The following is a 15636-nucleotide window of genomic DNA, read 5'->3' as shown; positions in this document are numbered from 1 at the left end:
CGACCACGACCGTCAGGGGGGATCCGCAACCACACGCCCAGCCACGCTCGCGCCCAGGAGTACCCGTATGGCAGTCAGCACCACCAAGGAGACCGAGACACCGGACACTCCGGGCGCCGCCCGGCACCGGCCGGTCATCGAGAGCCGGTCGATCGACTATGTGCCCCTCGCCGAACGCCACGGCAAGGTCTGGCACCTCTTCCCCGTCTGGTTCGCCGGGGACGCACATCTCGCCACCATCGCCACCGGCGCGATCGGTGTGGCGCTCGGCGGCAACCTGATCTGGACGGCCATCGCCATCGTGCTCGGCAACGCTCTGGGCACCTTCTTCATGGCCTTCCACTCCACCCAGGGCCCGCAGCTCGGGCTGCCCCAAATGGTCCAGTCCCGGCCGCAGTTCGGATTCGTCGGCGCACTGCTGGTGTGGGTCGTGGCGCTGGTGACGTACATCGGCTACACGGCCTTCAACCAGGTGCTGGTCGGGTCGACGATGGAGCACCTGGCGGACACTCCCCCGTCGGTCAGCTATATCGCCTACGCCGTGATCGCCATCGTGCTCGCGGTCGTGGGATATGACTTCATCCACAAGGCGTCCCGGTGGCTGACCTATCTGACGGGCGCGGGCCTGGCCGTCTTCTCCGTGGGCATCGTGGTGGCCGCCCCCTTCAGCGCGGACCAGCTCGATCTGAGCGCCTTCACTCTCGCTCCCTTCCTGATCCAGCTCTTCCACGCGGCCGTCTACCAGCTCTCGTGGTCCATCTACGTCTCCGACTACTCCCGCTACCTTCCGCCGACGGTGGGGGTGCGCTCCTCGTTCTGGTGGACATATCTGGGTGCGGGCTTCGGTGGCGCGTGGATGATGCTGGTGGGGGCGGTGGCCGCGGGGCTGTTCCCGAAGCTGGGCCTGGTGGATGCCGTGGTCAACGCCGGTGACCAGCTATTTTCCGGTTTCGGTGTGGTGCTGTTGCTGTTGTCGGTGATTCCGCTGTTCAGCATCGGCACCCTCAACTTCTACGGCGGCAGCCTCACGCTGCTGTCCAGCATCGACTCGGTGAAGCGGATCCCGCTGACCCTGGGCACCCGTATCGCCACACTGGTGGCCATCGGCGTGGTCTCCACCGCGCTCGCCTTCAGCGCCAACGACGACTTCCTGACCACCTTCGGGGACTTCCTGATCGTCCTGGGCTACCTCTTCACACCGTGGACCGCGGTCAACCTGATCGACTTCTATGTGGTGCGGCGTGGCCGCTACTCGATCCGCGAGATCTTCAACCCGCGTGGCATCTACGGCCGGTGGAACTGGCGCGGGCTCACCGCCTATGGAGTCGGCTTCGTCTCGATGCTGCCGTTCGCCGTGATCGGAGACGCGGAGGGGCCGCTCGCGCACTGGGTCAGGGGCGCCGACATCACCATGCTGGTCGGACTCGCCGTGTCGTCCCTGCTCTATCTGGTGCTGTGCCGTTCGCTCGACATCGACGCCGAACGCGCCGTCATCGCGTCCGCCGACGCCGGTCTCGACCCGGACCACGCCGGGCACCAGGCGGACGCCGGAGACCACACATGATTCGAATGCCGACGATGATTGTCATCGGACATCGGGACGGCCCGGACCAGGCATTGCGGCACCGAGGCTTGGACCCCTTCTATATCGTGCAGGCGCCGGCGAACACACCGGAGGGCCGACGCTTCAGATGTGTCGCCGACATCGAGAACGCCCCAGAAGAGCACGTTGCCGCCGCAGGTCAAGCGAGCACGCTGCCGATACATACCCATCGGCACATCCTTCACGGATCTCGCCAACGAGCTGGGGGACATCTTCGTGGTCAAGCCGGCGACCGGTGCCGGTGCCCTTCGCACGAGCGTCGTCCGGTCCCCGGGCGAGTACGCGCAGGCCATGCAGCCGTTCTCCGGGCAGTCGGATGTCGAGATCGTCGCCGAGTCCTTCATGGACGCCTCGGAAGTCTATATAGACGGCATCTGGCAGAACGGCGATCTCCAATGGTCCTCCATGAGCCGCAATCACATATCACCGCTGAGCGCCGTGCAGGGCGGCGTCCTGGCCGCCCACATATGGGACAGAAAGCGGCATGCGCCACTGTTCCAGCAAGCGGAGGCACTCGCCAGGCAGGCACTCACAAGCCTCGACGCACCGGATTGCGTGTTCCATCTGGAAGCATTCAGGGAGGAATCGGGGCTGACTTTCGGTGAGTGCGCCATCCGCCTTCCGGGGGCACTCTCCCCTCAGGTCAACAAGCTGACATTCGGCGTCGATCTCTTCGACGTCGAAATCAGCCTGGCGCTCGGGAAGAGCTGACCCAGCCACTGGGCTGGCGGGCCCCGACGACGACTGGCGCCGCCGCCCCGATATGGATCCGGACACCACCAGAGGGTTCCGGGCGGCCGTCGTGGCCCGCGCCCGTTTCATCGAGGACCTGATCGCCGAGCAGGCCGACCGCGGCGTCACCCAGTACGTCACCCTGGGCGCCGGTCTGGACACCTTCGCGCAGCGCGAGCCGGAGTTCGCCTCCCGTCTCCAGCTCTTCGAGGTCGACCAGCCCGGCCCCCAACCGACTGGTCCCAGGCCAACTCCGCCACACACCACTACCTGGACGGCGGCGCCATAGGCGCCGGGTACCGGGCGGCGCCGCAGGTGTTCTACTTCGCACCGCAGAAGACGTGGTACCTCGTCCACCAGACCGGCAACGCCTCGTACTCCACGAACACCGACATCAGCGACCCCAACGGCTGGAGCGTCCCGCGCAACTTCTACTCGTCGATGCCGGACATCATCCGTCAGAACATCGGCAACGGCTACTGGGTGGACATGTGGGTGATCTGCGACAACCAGTACCTGCTGATCGTCGAGGCGATCGGCTCGGACGGACGGCGCTACTTCCGGTCCTGGACCTCCGGCAGCATCGCGGGCTCGTGGACACTACTGCCCGCCTCCGAAAGCAACCCCTTCGCCCGGGTCGGCAACACCGCCTTCCCGTCCGGCGCCTGGACGAAGGACATCAGTCACGGGGAGCTGATCCGCGCCGGTTACGACCCGACGCTGAACCGTCCCCTCCTGCAAACTCCAGTACCCGTACCAGGGCAAGGATCCGGCCGCCGGCGGCGACTACAACGGCCTGCCATGGCGTCTCAGCCTGCTCACCCGGACCAGCTCCACCTGCTGACACGCCGGTGAAGCCATTTCGTCGTCGGCCTCGGAACGACGGCGGCCCCCACCCTGCGCCCGTACGCCGCTGAGCCACCGGTCATGCGGTGCCGGCTGAGAGTGGGGGCACCGACCGCCGCGGTGGAGGTCGTTTTCATTCGATAGTCATTCCCTTTGGCTATGACCTCCTCACGATCTCGGGGCTACAACTGCGGTCCGGAGCGCATCAGAGTCGAGACCATGAGCGACGATCCAGACTGTCAGGACCTCACCGGACTCCCCACCCGACCGGAGGCCGAACCGGCGCGAGCGTCTCCGCCCGCCGTGCCTCGCGCCAAGCCGCCCCACCCGCCCAGAAGCCGGGGAACGGCCGCCGCGGCCGCTCTCGTGCCTGGTCTGACACTCGTCCTGGTTCTCGCGGCGGCGAGCACGGTGGTGGGAAAGGCGTTCCCGCTCGTCGGCGGCCCGGTGACCGGGATCGTCCTCGGCGTGCTGCTGGCCGCCCTGAAGAAGCCAGGAGCACGGCTGCGCCCCGGCATCGGTTTCGCGAGCAAGCGGATCCTCCAGGCTTCGGTGGTCCTCCTCGGCTCCCAACTGTCGCTGGCCCAGATCGTCCACGTGGGCGTCGGCTCGATTCCGGTGATGGTCGGCTCGTTGGTGGTGTGTCTGACCGCCGCATACGGCATCGGCCGGTGGCTCGGCATCGTCGGGGACCTGCGCACGCTGATCGGCGTGGGCACGGGCATCTGCGGGGCGTCGGCGATCGCGGCGGCCGCCCCGGTCATCGGCGCGGCCGGGGTCGAGGTGGCCTACGCGGTCTCCACCATCTTCCTGTTCAACGTCGCCGCCGTGCTCACCTTCCCGCTGCTCGGCCACCTCCTGGGGATGAGCCAGCACAGCTTTGGCCTCTTCGCCGGCACGGCGGTCAACGACACGTCCTCAGTGGTCGCCGCCGCCACCAGTTACGGCCAGACCGCGGGGGACTACGCGGTCGTCGTCAAACTCACCCGCAGCCTCATGATCATCCCCATCTGCCTGGGACTGGCCTGGCTGGTGAGACGCCGCGACCGTGCCGCGGCGCAGGGCACGGCCCGTCCCCGGCTTCAGGTGGTCAAGCTGGTACCCGTGTTCCTGATCGGCTTCCTGCTGATGACCACGGCGAACAGCCTGGGTGTCATCCCGGCTGCCGCCCACCACGGTCTCAGCGAGCTGTCGGTCTTCCTCATCACCGTCGCGCTCTCCGCGACGGGGCTGTCCACCGACCTCGCCGCACTGCGCCGCACCGGCCCCCGACCGCTCGTCCTCGGTGCCTGTCTGTGGGTGGTGGTCTCGGTCACCAGCCTCGTCCTCCAATTCCTGACCGGTTCCCTGTAAGCGGGAGTCCCGCGGGAGTTGGTCCCTGTCGTAGCGACCGGGCTCCGCGTATCCGCCGAGGCGATACTGGGCCCGGTCGCGACGTCAGCCTGCGGCGGGGAGCCCGGACGTGAAGTCCGCGAACCAAGCGAGCATCTCGGGGTGGGTGATGGCACCCGCGGCGCACACATCGGCCGCGCGAGCGCCCTGGATGATGCGTTTGACCGGGACCTCCAGCTTCTTCCCGGTCAAGGTACGCGGCACGGCGGCTATCGCGACGACGGCGTCCGGAACGTGACGCGGCGAGAGCTGGGCTCTGATCGACGTCGCGATGGTGTTCCGGAGTGCGTCATCGAGGCTCTCCCCTTCGGCGAGGACGACGAAAAGCGGCATGAAGTACCGGCCGTCCGGCAGTTCGGCACCGACGACGAGACTGTCCGCGATCTGCGGGAGCCGCTCGACAACGGCGTAGATGTCGGCCGACCCCATCCGCACGCCCATGCGGTTGAGTGTCGAGTCCGAGCGTCCCGCCACCACGACCGACAAGTCCGGGTCGACCGTGACCCAGTCACCATGACGCCAGACTCCGGGATAGGTGTCGAAGTAACTCGCCAGATAGCGGCGGTTCTCGGGGTCGCCGACGAAGCGCAACGGCATCGAGGGAAGTGGCGCGGTCACCACCAGTTCCCCTTGCTCCCCGACCAGCGGCTGTCCGGAGGAATCCCATGCGGCCAGGGCGACTCCGAGCGCGGGACACTGGATCCGGCCGACCCGCACCGGCAGCAGTGGAGAGCCTCCGGCGAGGACCGAACAGATGTCGGTCCCGCCACAGATCGACTGTAGCCAGGCATCCGGAGCGAGACGGTCGTAAACCCAGCGCCAAGCGCGTGCGGGAAGCGACGAGCCCGTCTGCAGGATGGATCGCAGAGCGCTCAGGTCCATGTCCGCCGCCGGGTGTGCGTCCGCCTTCTCCGCCGCGACCAGGTAAGCCGCCCCCACTCCGACCATCGTCGCGCCTGTCCGCTCGGCGACCCGCCAGACTCCGTTGACATCGGGGTAGGTGGGACTGCCGTCGTACAGGACGATCGTGGCTCCGTGCAGCAGGCCCGCGACCATGAAGTTCCACACCATCCAACTGGTGGACGTGTGGAAGAGGTACCGATCGTCGCTCCGCAGGTCGACGCCGAGGCCGAGCGCCTTGAGCAACTCGACCACGATGCCGCCGTGGCTCTGCACGATGCCCTTCGGCACACCGGTGGTGCCCGATGACCACAGGACCCACAGTGGGTGGTCGAAGGGGACGTCCGCGAAGTCGAGTTCGGCCGGGTTCCCGAGCAGCGCGGACCATGTGTGCGGCACCACATCAGGTCGCCGCGACCATGGCGCCGCGGTGGCGGACGGGTGGATGTGGTCGACCGCGATCAGATGCCGGACCGTGGGGAGCCCCTCCACGATCTCGGCGACCGCAGGACGCCGGTCGAACTCCTTGCCCCCGTAGCGGTAGCCGTCGGCGGCCACCAGAACCTTCGGCTGCGCCTGCCGCAGCCGCGCGAGCACGCTGGGGGTACCGAAGTCCGGCGAGCACACCGTCCACACCGCGCCCACAGCGGCACTGGCCAGCAACGCGACGACGGCGTGCGAGGTGTTCGGAAGGTAGCCGGCAACGCGGTCACCGGGCCTCACGCCCATCTCTCGCAATGACGCGGCGACGGCGGCGACGTCGCGCCTGAGCCGCGCCCACGATGTCTCCACCGGAACGCCGTCTTCGGAGACGCTGATCAGCGCCGGGCGTGCGTCCGTGGCACGGCCGAGGCATCGCTCGGCGAAGTTCAGCCGGGCTCCCGGGAACCAGCATGCCCCGGGCATCGAAGGGTCGGCCAGCGCCACATCGTAGTCGCTGACGGCGTCGAGGCCGTAGAACTCCCATACCGCCGACCAGAACGCGGGCAGGTCGGTGGTGCTCCATCGCCACAGCTCCGGGTAGTCGGAGAAGGAGAGTCCTCGTGACTGGCCGAGCCAGCGCATGAAACCGGCGACGTTGGACCTTTCGGCCATCGAGCGGCTCGGGGACCACAGCAGTTCGGTGTCGGTGCTCATGAGCGCCTCCATGGGCGGGATCGTACGGACGGCTCCCTCCCGCCCTGGGCGGGCGGGAGGGAGCCGGAGGGGAGCGCCGTCGTACGTCAGACGGTCCTGTGGGGCGAGACTCGGCCGAGCTCGCGGACGAACTCCTCGGCCGCAGGCCATTCGCCGTAGCCGGCGGCGGGGTTGAGGTGTCCGACCGGTCCGACGTCCACCAAGCGGCTGCCCCATGCCCGTGCGAGGTCGGTCACGCATCCGAAAGCGGCCAGGGGGTCGTTCCTGCTCGCCGCGACGATGCTGGGGAACGGCAAGGGTGTCCGCGGGGTCGGCGTCCAGCCGTTCTCGCGCAGGGTTTCCGGGGTGGGGTAGCCCTCCGGCAACGGCGTTGCGAAGTCCGGCGGAGCCGCCAGCAGCGCACCCCGGATCGGACGACGGTGCCGTTGCGCCCAGTGCACGGTGGTCAGCACACCGGCGCTGTGGGCGACCAGCACTACCTCGCCGGAGATGTCCGACAGCAACCCGTCCAAGGCGGCGACCTGGGCGTCGCAGGCCAGCCTGTCCTTCTCCAGCGGCGGCACCGAACGGCAGTTTTCGATCTTGTTGGCGAGGATGGTCTGCCAGTGGTCCGGCACGTGATCACGCAGTCCGGGGACTATCACGATCGTCGGCGAGGGGGTGAGGCTCATGACGAATACTCCGGGGTCGGGAGCGCCGGGTCGGGGAGCAGCCCCATGCGGCGCAGATCTTTGTCGTAGGAGAACCTGCCGATGGCGAAGGCCACGCTGCCTGCGAGCGCGGTCAGCGGGACCACCTCCAGCGCGCCGAGCAGACCCCAGCGGTCCGCGAGTACGCCGGTCACCGCGGGCCCCGGGGCAATCCCGATCAGACTGTTGGCCAGGGTGAGTGTGGCCATGGCCGTCGCCGCGATGCCGGGCGGGGTCAGCCTCGCCACCATGGCAGCCGCCGGGCCGGAAGCGCCGCCGACCACCAGCGTCCCGGCGGCGATCACGATGAGCTGCGCCGGCCCGGTCGGTAGCTGGAACCCGGTCGTCAGCAGAACGAGCGACCCGAGGCTGCAAGCGATCGCAACGGTCCACTTCCGGATCCCGGCCCTCTTGCTGAGGCGGTCCGCGACGACCCCGCAGAGGATCATTCCGGTGCCGCTGATCAGCGCGAAGCCCCCGGCAGCCAGTCCGGCCTTCCCGGTAGGCAGGTCGTAGTAGCGGTTGAGGAAGCTGGGCATCCAGGCCAGCATGGCCGCCGTGATGAACATCTGGGCCCCGCTGCCGATGTAGGCGCAGATGACGGAGACCGAGGAGAACAGCCGCCGTAGCTGAGGCCCGAGGGGAGGACGTTCACCGGACTGGCGGCTGTCCTTGCTCGCGACCGACCCGAGCTTCTTGTCGGTGACCACGAATCCGAAGACCGCGGCCAGCACCAGTCCGAAGGCGCCCATGACACCGAACGCCCAGCGCCAGCCGTACGCCTGGCCGATGAAGCCGCCGATCGACACGCCCAGCACGGATCCGAACGACCCTCCCGCAATGAACGCGCCGGAGAGCGTGGCCCGCATACGGACGGGGAAGACGCTGAGAACCACCGCGATACCGACACTTCCGTAGGCCGCCTCTCCGACGCCCACGAGGAACCGGCCCACGAACATCTGGCCGTAGCCGGCGGAAACGGCGCAGGCCAAAGTCGCCAGACTCCACACCACTGCGGCGATCACCAGGCTCTTGGCCCTGCCCCACCGGTCCGCGAGGAGCGACAGGGGGAAGGTGAGCACACCGACCATCAGGGCCACGATGCCGCTGAGCGACCCCAACTTGGAGTCGGAGAGCAGCCATTCGGCCTTTAGCTGAGGAAAGACGGCGTTGAGGACCTGTCGCGACATGTAGTCGGACAGCAGAAGCCCGAAACTCAGGGCGAACACCAGCCAGGCATAGCCGCGGGACACGGCCGGTGTGACGGGAGACGTCTCCGGCACCTTCGTGGCAGTCGTTTGCAGTCCCATGGTCGTCACCTTTTCGTCGTGGACCGGGGCTTAGAAGGTTCTGTCACCAACGATTCCGGCGCGCTCCATCTTGCGGACGGCGGGCCAGTAGTCCTGGACGGCGTAGTGCTGTGTGGAGCGGTTGTCCCAGATGGCGAAGCTGTTCTTCCGCCAGCGCCAGCGCACCTGGTACTCGGGGACGGCCGCCTGGCTGATCAAGTAGTTCAGGAGATGGCTCGCCCCGGGCGCGTAGTCCTGGCCGAAACGCACGTTCTGGGGCGTGTGGTAGTTGACGAGGTGCGTGGTGAAGGCGTTGACGAAGAGAATCTTCTCCCCGGTCTCGGGGTGGGTACGCACCACCGGGTGCTCCGGGTCCGGGTACTGGGCCTTTAGCTGGTGGCGCCGCTCCATCGGCATGCAGGCGCCGAAGGTCGCTTCGATGCTGTGTCGTGCGCGCAGGTCGGCGATCTGCGTCTTGATCTGCTCGGGCAGCTTGCGATACGCCTCGGCCATGTTGACCCAGATCGTGTCGCCGCCCACCTCGGGCCCCTCGACGCAGCGCAGCACGGCTCCCATGGGCGGGCACTCCCGCCAGGTCGCGTCGCAGTGGAGCGCGTTCTCGTAGTGCTCGGGCTTGCTGTCCAGGTCCTTGTAGATGCGGACCAGCCCAGGGTTGTCCGGGTCGCTGCCGAGCACCGGGTGGTCCTCCAGCGGGCCGAAGCGCGAGGCGAAGGCGACGTGCTCGGCGCGGGTGATGTCCTGGTCGCGCACGAACAGGACCTTGTGCCGCAGCAGCAGATTCCTGATCTCGGCGAACAGGTCGTCGTCGCGTGCGGCGTCACCGAGGTTCACACCGAAGAGTTCGGCGCCGATGGTGCAGGTCAGCGGCTGGGCGGTGAGGGAGGTGCGGAGGACGCTCGGGCGCACCAGGGCAGGCGCGTCGTCTTTCGCCGTGGGGATGGTCTGGGGCATGGTGCTCACTCCTGGGATGACTGAGGGGGGCACGGAGTGCTCAGAGGACGAAGATGGAAGATCCCGTCGTTCGTCCCGCCTCCATTTCGCGGTGTGCCTGCACCGCGTCCTGGAGGGCGTAACGCTGATTGATCTCGATCTTGATGCGGCCGGCCGCGACATGTCCGAACAGCTCGCCCGCCAGGGCCGCCCGTTCGGCCGGTTCGGCGATGTAGTCGGCCAGCGCGGGCCGGGTCACGAACAGCGAGCCGTGGATGGCCAGTTGCATGGCGTCGAGCGGTGGGACACCGGAGGCCGTACCGAAGCACACCAGCAGGCCGCGGCGCCGCAGCGAGGCCATGGATCCGGCGACCGTGTCCTTGCCGACGCTGTCGAAGACGACCGGGACACCCTTGCCCCCGGTCAGCTCGCGCACCCGCTCGGCCACGTTCTCGCGGCGGTAGTAGATGATGTGGTCGCAGCCGTGGGCGCGGGCGATCTCGGCCTTCTCCTCGCTGGAGACCGTGCCGATCACGGTGATGCCGAGCAGCTTGGCCCACTGGGAGAAGATCAGGCCGACGCCGCCGGCCGCCGCGTGGAGCAGTACGGTGTCGCCGGACTTCAAGGGATGGATACGGCGCAGCAGGTAGGACGAGGTGAGGCCGCGCATGGTCATCGCCGCGGCGGTCTCGTAGCTGATCTCCTCCGGCAGCTTGATCAGCGAGTCCGCGGGCATGACCCGCTCCGTGCTGTACGCGCCCAGCGGGCTGCCGGTGTAGGTCACGCGGTCACCCTCGGTGACATGCGTGACGTTCTCGCCCACTGCCTCGATCACACCGGAAGCCTCCACGCCGAGCCCCGCGGGCAGCGGAGCCGGGTACAGGCCGGTACGGAAGTAGGTGTCGGCGAAGTTGAGTCCGACGGCGACGTGCCGGATCCGTACCTCGTCCGGGCCCGGGTCACCGACGGTGACCTCTTCCCACTTCAGGACGTCCGGTCCACCGGCCTCGTGGAAGCGAATGGCATGTGCCACAAGTTGCTCCGTTTACTCATGTGCGGGGTGGCGGTCACGGGCCGAGGACGGAATCGCCCGGGGCGGATACCGTGCGGGTTCCGCGACCGCCGCTGACGGGTTGGGTCAGTTCTTGGTGTCGCGCAGCATGGAGCCGCGCCGGCCGGGACGGCGGTTGGGCACCATGCCGAGCTGGGCCAGGGTCTCGTCGGTGTCCGAGTACCACTCGCCGAGCTTGTAGATCTTCTTCGCCTCCTGTCCGGTGGCGATCTCCCGGCCGAGCGCGTTCGCGATCTGGACCATCTGCTCGACCTGCGCCACGGACGAGATCCGCTCGCCCTTGTGGCGCCACAGATTGTCCTCGTTGCCCACCCGCACATGCGTGCCCAAGGCGATGCCGATCGCGTTCATCGGCGCCACCGCCCGCATGGATGCCTCGACGGTGAGAACGGCGCCGTCCGGGACACGGCGGATGAACTCGATCAGGTCGGCCGGGTGCCGGCCGGTGAACCCACCGCCGATGGCGACGAGGTTGAGCACCAGCGGGCCGTTGTACACACCCTTTCGGATCAGCCGCTCCACGGTCTCAAGCTGGGACAGGTTGGCGAGCTGGAAGTGCGGCTGGATGCCGTTGGCCCGGAGCCGCTCGAGGTGCTCGAGGTAGAACTCCGGTCCGGCCTCGACCACCATGTCCCGGTATGCCTGGTAGTACCCCGGCTTGGAGATCGAGGTGCCCTCGATGTCCTCGTCGTCGAAGAGCTCGACGATGTTCATCTGGTTGGTGTTGATCGCGATCGTGACCTGGTCCGGATGGGGGGTGATGTCGGCCAGCATGTGGCGGGTGTCGTAGCTGAGCCACTTGGCGTCGCCACCCTCGTCCTCGGGAGCGAAGGAGATCGACCCGCCGATCTGTAGGACCATGTCCGGCACGGCCTCGCGCAGCCGGGCCATCAGCTCGTTGAACATGGACATGCGCTTGGAACCGTGGCCGTCCAGCTCGCGCACATGGATGTGCAGAACCGTGGCGCCGGCGTTGTAGCAGTCGACCGCCGCCTGGACGTGCTCGTCCATCGTGAGCGGGAGGTCATCGGCATCACCGGGCAGCCACTCCGGCCCGTAGGGCGCGGCCTGGATGACCAGCTTCTCCTGGTTCTCCGGGTACAGGGAGTCATCGAAGAAGTGCACGGTCCATCTCCTTTGTCTGATGGTCCTCACTCGCCACGCCATACGCGTCACTGCCTGCGATGCGAGGTCTGAGGAGGACGGCGGGGATCGAAGCGGGATTGCGGACGGGATTCCCGGACTCGCCAGGTGCCCGGATACGATCAGCGGGTCCCGGCAGGGCGCATGGCACCGCGAGCAGGGTTTCTGCTCGTCCTGGTGAGGTCTGCGGTGTCCCTTGCGGTAAGACAACGTTAAGGGCCGGTTACGCCACCCCGCTTTACCGCCGGTGACACCCGACTTATCACTTGGGGACCGGCGCCCCCGGCCGGCGTCGCCCCGGCCTCGCGTCGCGGCTCAAGTCGGCGTGAGGGATCGCCTGGTGGTCACTCCTCGCCCGAATGCTGCTGCCTCGTTCGCCGGAGACGCCACTCCCTCGGGCTGCAACCGAACTGTTCGCTGAACCACCGTGAGAAAGCGCTCGGTGCGGAGAACCCCAGCAGCCCGGAGATCTCTGTTAACGAGCGGCGCTGGTTCGCCACAAGTTGCTCCGCGAGCTGAGTGCGCGTCGCGTTCAGAAGGGAGGAGAACGACTCGCCCGAGGCCGATAGGTGCCGGTGGACGGTTCTCCGGTCGACGCCGAGGCTGGAAGCGACCTGCTCGATCGAACAGCGCCCGGTCGGCAGCAGGACTTCGATCAGCTCGCGCACGCGGTCCGGTGCGGTCGTGTCCCTCGAGACCGCGATGGAGTCGAAGTACTGCCGCGCGTAGGCGTGGAGCAGCGGATCCGACATGGGGTTGGGCACGTTGAGATCACTGGCGTAGAAGACAATCCCGTTGAATTCCCGGTCGAACTCCAGTGTGGGGCCGAAAGCGCGCCGATGTGTCCCGGTGTCCGCGGGCGCGCTGTGTGTGAAACACACAGCCACCGGCTGCCACCGAGCACCGAGGAAACCGCGGAGGACCTGGTGGAACACCATCACGGCCAGCTCCATGGCCTGGCGTGTCGACATGGCCTCACCCAGCTCCAGGGCCACTTTGAGGGTGGCCAGGCCATTCGCCTCGGAGAGCCGACTGTGGAGCATTTCGTTGTACATGTACTCGTGGCGTACGAGAAGCTCGACCGCGCTCCGGACATCCGGCTCCTCACGGATGACCAGGCTGATGGGGCCGAGATTGGAGAGGCGGCGGCGCTCGGCCAGAAGCAGGCCGAAGTCCTCGCGGCGCGAGGCCGCCGCCGAGAGTTCGAGTAGCTGGGTCACGGCCACACCGGAGATCCATCTGTCCTGGACCGCGAGGCCGACGGGGTCCAGGCCCACCCGCTTCATCAGGACCCGCGGGTCGATGCCGAGCGACCGGCTGAGCTCGACGTAGCTGTTCAGCGCCGCGTTGCGGACGAGTGGCTTCATCGCGTACTCCAGGGGTTGTCCCCACTTGATAAGTCAGATGTCACACCGGGTCAAGCGGTGCGGCAGAGCCTGACCTAACGTTGCACCACCGCGAGAGCCCGCCGCCCGACGTTCGGCATCCCAGCCGACCGGAACCGACCGTGGCTCCGACTCGACGGACCACGATCCCAGGGAGGCCACCGTGACCAGCGTGATCAAGGTGTTGCGCCGGTCCCGCACCGGGCGGGCCGTGTGGCACGGCCCAGACCTGGCGGACTCCGACGAGTGGGTCCTGCGGCTCACACCGGCGCAGATCGACGAGCTCGAGGCAGCCCTGCGTGTGGTACGCGATCGAGGTGTTCCGCTGTTGAAGGTGAGCGCGGGCGACTTTCCGCTGCCGACCCTGGCCGGAGAGTTGGCGCGCATCGCCGACGTACTGGAGAACGGGCATGGCTTCGTACTCATCAAACGCATTCCGGTCGAGCGGTACAGCCGGGCGACGGCGAGCACCATTTTCTGGGGACTCAATCAGCACCTGGGAACTCCGGTGTCGCAGAACGCGGCGGGCCACGTGCTCGGCCACGCCCGGGACACCGGCCGAACCATGGCCGACCCCGCGACGCGCGGCTATCAGACCAGGGAAGGGCTGCCGTTCCACACCGACGGCTCCGATGTCCTCGGGCTGCTCTGTCTGCAATCGGCCCGCTCGGGCGCACGCACCGCGGTCGTCAGCTCGGCCGCGATCTACAACGCCGTGCTGGCACGGCGACCGGATCTGGTCGAGCGGCTGTACCGCAGGCATTTCCTCGACCGCCGGGAGGAGCAGGCCCCTGGCGAGCGACCGTACTACGCGGTTCCGCTCGCGTGCTGGTACGGGGGCAAGCTCAGCATCCGCTACCACCGCTGTTACCTCGAATCCGCACAGCGCTTCCCCGAGGTCCCTCGTCTGGAGCCGGCGGACGTGGAACTTTTCGATCTCATCGACGAACTGGCGGGGTCTCCCGAGCTTCGGCTGGACGTCGACTTCGAGGTCGGCGACCTGCTGCTGCTGAACAACCACGCGGTGCTGCATTCCCGCACGGAGTACGAGGACCACGCCGAGGCCGAGCGGAAGCGCCATGTGCTGCGGCTGTGGCTGGCCCTGCGGCAGGGACGCGACCTGCCGCCGGGCCTCTGGGGCGATCCGCACATGGCCAACGGCCCGGGCAGCGGCGGGATCGCCCCCCGCGACGTGATCGCGAGGCAACACCGCCGCCCCGGCGGCTCCCATCGCCTGCGGTGACCGCCACCATGCCGAATTCTGAGGGGAACCGTATGAGCAACCTCGCCGCACTCCTGGCGGAATCCGCTGGGGCCGACGGGAGCCGAGTCGCCCTTCGCCAGGGCGAGATCGACCTCACCTATGCCGAGCTGAACGACGCCGGCGCCCGGGTCGCCACGCTGTTGCGCGCCAAGGGCATGCGGCCGGGCGATCGCGTCGCGCTGGTCATGCCCAACGTCACCCATTTCCCGATCGTGTACTACGGCATCCTCCGCGCGGGCGGAGTAGTGGTGCCGATGAACCCGCTGTTGAAGGCCCGCGAGATCGCGTTCGCGCTCCGGGATTCCGGGTCCCGCATCGTGGTGACGTTCCCCCTGTTCGCGGACGAGGTCACGACGGCCGCGGCAGAGGTCGGCGCCGAGTCCCTGGTCACCGGCTCCGCGGCATTCGACGATCTCGTGCGGGCCACCGCACCGATGCCCGAGATCGTCGACCGGGCGGCGGACGACACTGCCGTGATCCTTTACACCTCGGGCACGACGGGAACCCCGAAGGGCGCCGAGCTGACCCACCGCAATCTGATGACCAACGCGGCCACCACGGTCGAGACAGTGCTCCATATCGGGTCGAACGACGTACTGTTCGGCGGTCTGCCCATGTTCCACGCCTTCGGACAGACCTGCGCACTCAACACCGCCATCGCGGCCGGCGCCACGCTGACCTTGCTGCCGCGGTTCGAGCCGGCCAAGGCGCTGGAGATCATGGCCCGGGACGGGGTCACCGTCTTCCTGGGTGTCCCCACCATGTACACGGCCCTGCTCCACGCCGGGGTCCGCGACGGCTACGACCTCTCGCGGATGCGTTTGGCCGTCTCCGGGGGTGCTTCGTTGCCGGTCGAGGTACTGCACGGCTTCGAACGACAATTCGGCGTCACTGTGCTGGAGGGCTATGGCCTCTCGGAGACATCGCCGGTCGCCTCGTTCAACCCTCCGGACCGGCCGCGCAAGGCCGGTTCGATCGGTCTCCCCATCCGCGGGGTCGAGTTCATGCTGGTCGCGGACGATGGCACCACGGTCGGACCGGGCGAGGTCGGTGAGATCGCGATCAGCGGCGAAAACGTGATGAGGGGGTACTGGAACCGTCCGGATGCCACTGCGGAAGCCATCCGGGACGGGTGGTTCCACAGTGGCGATCTCGCCCGTGTTGACGAGGATGGCTACTACTTCATCGTCGACCGGAAGAAGGACCTCATCATCCGCGGCGGATACAACGTCT

12 protein-coding genes and 2 pseudogenes are annotated in these 15636 nt (G+C 67.9%); 7 read left to right on the top strand and 7 right to left on the bottom strand.

Annotated features, from left to right (window positions below; all coding sequences use genetic code 11):
- Positions 1-67: 67 nt before the first annotated feature.
- From KN815_RS06480 to KN815_RS06460, 5 genes and pseudogenes are all read left to right on the top strand, one after another.
- Positions 68-1564, top strand: coding sequence for a purine-cytosine permease family protein (locus KN815_RS06480; RefSeq protein ID WP_216340780.1), 1497 nt, complete (start codon positions 68-70; stop codon positions 1562-1564).
- Positions 1565-1729: 165 nt separating this feature from the next.
- Positions 1730-2314: an ATP-grasp domain-containing protein gene (locus KN815_RS06475; RefSeq protein WP_308403638.1), complete on the top strand. Its 585-nt coding sequence runs from the start codon at positions 1730-1732 to the stop codon at positions 2312-2314.
- Positions 2315-2327: 13 nt separating this feature from the next.
- Positions 2328-2567: pseudogene (locus tag KN815_RS06470) on the top strand (class I SAM-dependent methyltransferase); the annotation flags it as partial.
- A pseudogene (locus KN815_RS06465) lies at positions 2567-3179 on the top strand (non-reducing end alpha-L-arabinofuranosidase family hydrolase); the annotation flags it as partial. The pseudogenes KN815_RS06470 and KN815_RS06465, both read left to right, overlap by 1 nt.
- Positions 3180-3547: 368 nt before the next feature.
- Complete coding sequence (locus KN815_RS06460; protein WP_253208799.1) at positions 3548-4534, top strand: YeiH family protein; 987 nt, start codon at positions 3548-3550, stop codon at positions 4532-4534.
- 84 nt (positions 4535-4618) lie between these two features.
- Here KN815_RS06460 and KN815_RS06455 read toward each other — a convergent pair whose 3' ends face one another.
- The 7 genes from KN815_RS06455 to KN815_RS06425 all read right to left on the bottom strand — a co-directional run bounded on the left by KN815_RS06455 (position 4619) and on the right by KN815_RS06425 (position 13121).
- Positions 4619-6610, bottom strand: coding sequence for an acetoacetate--CoA ligase (locus KN815_RS06455; RefSeq protein WP_216340778.1), 1992 nt, complete (start codon positions 6608-6610; stop codon positions 4619-4621).
- 86 nt (positions 6611-6696) lie between these two features.
- Entirely contained in the window at positions 6697-7281 is a 585-nt protein-coding gene (locus tag KN815_RS06450) for an RBBP9/YdeN family alpha/beta hydrolase (protein ID WP_216340777.1), read from the bottom strand.
- Positions 7278-8609 carry an MFS transporter gene (locus KN815_RS06445; protein ID WP_216340776.1) on the bottom strand — a complete coding sequence of 444 codons (1332 nt, stop codon included), beginning with the start codon at positions 8607-8609 and terminating at the stop codon, positions 7278-7280. Before KN815_RS06445 ends, KN815_RS06450 begins: the two co-directional genes overlap by 4 nt.
- A 30-nt stretch (positions 8610-8639) precedes the next feature.
- Positions 8640-9560: a TauD/TfdA dioxygenase family protein gene (locus tag KN815_RS06440; RefSeq protein ID WP_216340775.1), complete on the bottom strand. Its 921-nt coding sequence runs from the start codon at positions 9558-9560 to the stop codon at positions 8640-8642.
- Positions 9561-9600: 40 nt separating this feature from the next.
- Complete coding sequence (locus tag KN815_RS06435) at positions 9601-10572, bottom strand: quinone oxidoreductase family protein (RefSeq protein ID WP_216340774.1); 972 nt, start codon at positions 10570-10572, stop codon at positions 9601-9603.
- A gap of 105 nt (positions 10573-10677) precedes the next feature.
- The gene (locus tag KN815_RS06430; RefSeq protein ID WP_216340773.1) at positions 10678-11736 is read right to left on the bottom strand and encodes a beta-keto acid cleavage family enzyme; all 1059 of its coding nucleotides are present in this window, start codon (positions 11734-11736) and stop codon (positions 10678-10680) included.
- Between the two features lie 362 nt (positions 11737-12098).
- The gene (locus KN815_RS06425) at positions 12099-13121 is read right to left on the bottom strand and encodes an AraC family transcriptional regulator (protein ID WP_216340772.1); all 1023 of its coding nucleotides are present in this window, start codon (positions 13119-13121) and stop codon (positions 12099-12101) included.
- A 181-nt stretch (positions 13122-13302) separates the two neighbouring features.
- Between KN815_RS06425 and KN815_RS06420 the strand changes: the two genes are divergently transcribed.
- Together KN815_RS06420 and KN815_RS06415 are read left to right on the top strand one after the other, a co-directional pair.
- Entirely contained in the window at positions 13303-14382 is a 1080-nt protein-coding gene (locus tag KN815_RS06420; RefSeq protein ID WP_216340771.1) for a TauD/TfdA family dioxygenase, read from the top strand.
- Positions 14383-14414: 32 nt separating this feature from the next.
- Positions 14415-15636: AMP-binding protein (locus KN815_RS06415; RefSeq protein WP_216340770.1), on the top strand; the 1222-nt coding region annotated here is incomplete at its 3' end.

It is taken from the genome of Streptomyces niphimycinicus (assembly GCF_018883605.1).
GTDB lineage: Bacteria > Actinomycetota > Actinomycetes > Streptomycetales > Streptomycetaceae > Streptomyces > Streptomyces niphimycinicus.
This window is presented reverse-complemented; position numbering and strand designations above follow the sequence as displayed.